Source organism: Ralstonia sp. TCR112, assembly GCF_007997035.1.
GTDB lineage: Bacteria > Pseudomonadota > Gammaproteobacteria > Burkholderiales > Burkholderiaceae > Ralstonia > Ralstonia edaphi.
This window is the reverse complement of sequence record NZ_VOSS01000132.1, coordinates 1-4773: the sequence shown is the minus strand read 5'-3', so window position 1 is coordinate 4773 and position 4773 is coordinate 1. Positions and strand designations below refer to the sequence as shown.

Genomic DNA, 4773 nt, shown 5'->3' with positions numbered 1-4773 from the left:
CTTTCGCCATCTCGGGCGCGCCTTTCTTTGGTTACTTTCTTTGGCAAGACAAAGAAAGTGACTCAGCCCCGGCAGGGGATGAAACAAGAGATGGACCGGCACCAGCCATAAAAGCCGACGCCCCAATAAACGACGCTCACACGCCCCGATCCACCGGCGGCGTCCACTGATACGCCCAAGTCTCAGACAGCAACCGCTCCCCCGACTGCAACGTCAGCAACAACTCAATCGGCGCATTGCTCGCATCCGGCACCACATCAAACATCGCCCGGACACCATCGATACTCGCCAGCGGCCGCGCCGACGCAATCTCCACCCGCCCGCGCGAGGCACGGATGACGGGCTCCACAGTCGACCCCGCCGTGCTGCGCCCCAGCCGCGACAGCTCGCCGCCGGCAAAGTCCACGACAAACCGCCACGAGAAGTATTTGCGCGGTTGCCCCACCACGCCGCCAATGCCCGTGCGCGTCGCCACCACGCGCGCCAGCGGCGAGGCCGCCGCGGGCTGCGCGCCCCACGTCAGCCGATAGCCGAACGCCAGTTCCTGCCCGGCATGCGGCGCCACGGCCGGCCGCCAGAACGCGACGATGTTGTCGAAGGTTTCGTCGTTGGCCGACAGCTCCACCAGTTCCACCGCGCCCTCACCCCAATCATGCGTGGGCTCCACCCACACGCTCGGGCGCTTCTCGTAAAACACGCCGTCATCCTGATAGTGATCGGGATTGCGGTCACGCTGCAGCAGGCCGAAACCGCGCGGGCTGTCGTCGACAAACCGCTGGCTGCGCAGCATGGGAGGATTGGCCAGCGGCCGCCAGACCCACTCGCCCGAACCGCGCCAGATGGCCAGGCCATCGGAGTCATGGATTTCCGGGCGCCAGTCCGACGCACGCCAGCGGCGCGCGGCACTGTGGCGATCGCCGGCGCGGTCGGTGCGGTCGTTTTCACCGTAGAGGAACATGCTGGTCAGCGGCGCGATGCCCAGGCGCTCGATCGGCTTGCGGACGTAAAGCGTGGCGGCCACGTCCATCACGAGCGTGTCGCCGGGGCGGATGTCGAAGCGGTAGACGCCGGCCACGCTGGGTGAATCGAGCAATGCGTAGACGCGCAACGTATCGGCATCGGTGGCCGGGCGCACCAGCCAGAATTCCGTGAAGTCCGGAAACTCTTCCGCGCGCGGCAGGCCGGTATCGATCGCCAGCCCGCGCGCCGACATGCCGTACTGCCACTGCCCGCCCACTGCGCGGAAATAGCTGGCACCGAGGAAGGCGGCCACATCGCGCGTCGGATCCGCCTTGGTCGTCAGCCGGAAACCCGCGAAACCGAGGTCGGCCGGTAGCGTCTGGTGATCCAGTCCGCTCTTGCCGTAATCGAACATGGCCGGGTCGTAGGCGATCAGGCGCGACTGGCCGTCGACCACCTCGTGCATCTGCACGGCTGACTTGAAGAAGAGCCCCAGATGGAAGAACTTGGCTTCGAACGGCAGGTGCTGGCCGGCCCACAATGCGTGATCCGCGCGATAGCCAATCGATTGATAGCCATCCCAGCCGAGTGCAGCCAGCGGCGGGGGCAGCTGCGTGCTGCGCGGCCGGTAGGGCCTTGCGGCCAACGCCCGCGCACGCGCCAGCAGGCGAGCTTCGTCAAACGGTTCGGGGGCGCCAGCGGCGGTGCCGGGCGTGGCGCTGCGGGACAAACCAGGAGCCAGGGCAAGCAGCCCGGCGGCCAACTGCTTGAGCAGGTCGCGACGGTGCATGGATCGGGGCAGGACCAGGGGATGAGCCAGGGGTGATTCATCTTCGCACAACCCACGCCCGGGCAGCATCCGGCAAAAACCTTTCATTGGACCCACAACCCTGCGCCGCGACCGGGATTGCGCCTGTTGTGCGTGGCGCAGGGCAGCCAGTTGGAGCACAATCCCGGGTCTGTTCACATGTACAACGCGTGTACGTCGCCTATGGTGAACAGAACAGATCCGAGCAATCGGCCTGGCTGAAACGGGTCGATGCCCGCCACGATCCTCACGGCGCACATGCTTTCACAATCCTCCACGCCCCCGCTGCCCGACACGGCCGCGACCGAATCGTCCGCCGCGATTGCGGCTGCGCTGGAATCGTTCGACCGCTACTACGACAACGTTCTGCTGCCCATGTGGCTCGGCCCCGGTTGGAACGCGCAGGCCGGTCTCTGCTACGAGGCGCTCGTCGTCGACAACGGCGCACTCGTGCCGGCGTCCACCGCGCGGTACCGGGCGATGGCCTGTGCGCGGCAGCTGTACACCTTCGCGCGCGCCACGCAGCTCTCCAAGCGCCACCGGGATCTCTGCGCCGAACGCGCCGCCGCCCTGTGCCATGCCCTGGACACGCGCTTTCGCGACACGATCCACGGCGGCTGGGTGTTTGCGATCGACAGCGCGCTGGCTCCGCAAGACACCACCAAGGATCTGTACACGCACGCCTTCGTGCTGTTTGCCGCGGCACACTGGCTGGCCGTGAGCGAAGACCCGCGTGCCGCCGCGCTGATGCACGACGCGCACGACGTGATCACGCGCAGCTTTGCACGCGCCGGTGCCAAGGCACTGCCGGTGGCCTCCATGGACGGCACGTTCAGCACCACGCTGGCCGGCGTCGCGCAGAACCCGGTGATGCATCTGACCGAGGCGTACCTGGCCGCCGCCGCGCTGGACGAGCCGCCCGCGTGGGCCGAGGCCGGCGTGCGCACGCTGGCCGAGGGCATCCTCGCGCGCTTCATAGATCCGCGCACGGGCAGCATCGCCGAGTTGCCGGTTGATGAGGCCTGCACCGACAACCGCATCGAACCCGGTCACCAGTTCGAATGGTTCTACCTCGTGCGCGCACATGCCGACGTCTTTACGCGCTCCGAAGCCGGCCGACATCTGGCCGAGACCCTCGCCCGCGCGGTGGATGCCGCCTGCGCCGATGGCGTAGATGCCGAGACGCAGGGCGTGTGCCTGTCGCTCAACCTGGACGGCACGATGCGCGACGCCAGCCAGCGCATCTGGGCGCAGACCGAATACGGCCGCGCCCTGGCGCTGTGCACCGAAACGCGGGGCGCTCTGCTCGCGCGTCTGCTGCCGGTGTGGTCGGCACGCTTCCTGCACGCACGAGGCTGGAACGAGGTGATCGACCCCGCCGGCCAGCGCCTGCGCGACGACATGCCGTCCAGCACGCCGTACCACATCACCACCTTTTACGAGGCGGCCCGCAGTTCGCTGACCGGCTCGCCCGCACGTTGTACCCAAGCTGTTGAGTGAAATCCATCATGCATACCTCCAACCCCAACGAATCCAAGGCCCGCACCGTCTTCCGGGTGGTTAGCGGCAATTTCCTGGAGATGTACGACTTCATGGTCTACGGCTATTACGCCAAGGCCATCGCCGACACCTTCTTCCCCGCCGGCAACGAGTTCCTCTCGCTGATGCTGTCGCTGGTCACCTTTGGCGCCGGCTTCCTGATGCGGCCTCTGGGCGCAATCTTCCTGGGCGCGTACATCGACCGTCACGGCCGTCGCACGGGCCTGATCGTCACGCTGGCGCTCATGGCCTGCGGGACGCTGCTGATCGCGCTGGTGCCGGGCTACGCCACCATCGGGCTGGCGGCGCCGCTGCTGGTGCTGATCGGCCGGTTGCTGCAAGGCTTCTCGGCTGGTGTGGAGCTGGGCGGGGTATCGGTCTACCTCGCCGAAATCGCCACCCCGGGCAAGAAGGGCTTCTTCGTGAGCTGGCAGTCGGCCAGCCAGCAGGTGGCGGTCATGTTTGCCGCGCTGCTGGGCGTGATGATGTCGTACCTGCTGCCGCCGTCCGAGATGAGCGCATGGGGCTGGCGCGTGCCGTTCCTGATCGGCTGCCTGATCGTGCCGTTCCTGTTCATCATCCGCCGCTCGCTGCAAGAGACGGAAGAGTTCCAGAAGCGCAAGCACCGTCCGGACTTGCGCGCCGTGTTCCGCTCGATGGGCCAGAACTGGCGACTGGTGGGCGCAGGCACGCTGATGGTCGTGATGACCACGGTGTCGTTCTACCTGATCACCGCCTACACGCCGACCTTCGGCAAGAGCGTGCTGCACCTGTCGGACATGGACAGCCTGATCGTCACGCTGTGCGTGGGCGCCTCGAACTTCTTCTGGCTGCCGGTGATGGGCGCGGTGTCCGACCGCGTCGGCCGCCGCCCGCTGCTGATCCTCTTTACCGTGCTGATGCTGGTGACGGCGTACCCGGCCATGCAGTGGCTGGTGAGCGCACCGTCGTTCGCCCGCATGCTGATCGTGCTGCTGTGGCTGTCGTTCCTGTATGGCAGCTATAACGGCGCGATGGTCGTCACGCTCACCGAGATCATGCCGCCGGAAGTGCGCACCACGGGTTTCTCGCTGGCGTACAGCCTCGCCACGGCCATCTTCGGCGGCTTCACGCCAGCGATTGCCACGTGGCTGATCCACGAAACGGGCAACAAGGCAATGCCGGGCGTGTGGGTGTCGTTTGCCGCGCTGTGCGGGTTGATTGCTACGCTGGCGATCGTCAAGCCGGCGGGCAGGCATGAGCATGGGGCGGGGACGGCGCCTGTGGCTTAACTGGTCTCGTGGATGAATGAACGCCTCTCAGAGGGGATCTCTCTGAGGGGCGTTTTTTCTTTGTGCTTTTGGTTTTTGCTGGGATTTTTTTTGTTGGTGGTCCACCCTCCTTTCGTTCCCTGCCGGGACCGACTCACCTTTCTTTGTCTTGCCAAAGAAAAGTAAGCAAAAGAAAAGGCGCGCCCGAGATGGCGA

Annotated in this window: 4 protein-coding genes; 2 read left to right on the top strand and 2 right to left on the bottom strand. The window is 66.2% G+C overall.

Annotated features, from left to right (window positions below):
• Positions 1-136: 136 nt before the first annotated feature.
• Positions 137-1750: a glucan biosynthesis protein gene (locus FUT88_RS23845; RefSeq protein ID WP_147218910.1), complete on the bottom strand. Its 1614-nt coding sequence runs from the start codon at positions 1748-1750 to the stop codon at positions 137-139.
• A gap of 276 nt (positions 1751-2026) precedes the next feature.
• On the opposite strand from FUT88_RS23845, the gene FUT88_RS23840 reads away from it, so the two are divergent.
• Both FUT88_RS23840 and FUT88_RS23835 read left to right on the top strand, forming a co-directional pair.
• Positions 2027-3268: an AGE family epimerase/isomerase gene (locus FUT88_RS23840; RefSeq protein ID WP_147218908.1), complete on the top strand. Its 1242-nt coding sequence runs from the start codon at positions 2027-2029 to the stop codon at positions 3266-3268.
• Between the two features lie 8 nt (positions 3269-3276).
• Positions 3277-4578, top strand: a complete 1302-nt coding sequence (locus tag FUT88_RS23835) for an MFS transporter (protein ID WP_147218906.1) — start codon at positions 3277-3279, stop codon at positions 4576-4578.
• On the opposite strand, the gene FUT88_RS26485 is transcribed toward FUT88_RS23835, so the two are convergent.
• On the bottom strand, positions 4575-4773 hold a 199-nt coding region (locus FUT88_RS26485), incomplete at its 5' end, for a hypothetical protein (RefSeq protein ID WP_222614286.1). The genes FUT88_RS23835 and FUT88_RS26485 overlap by 4 nt on opposite strands.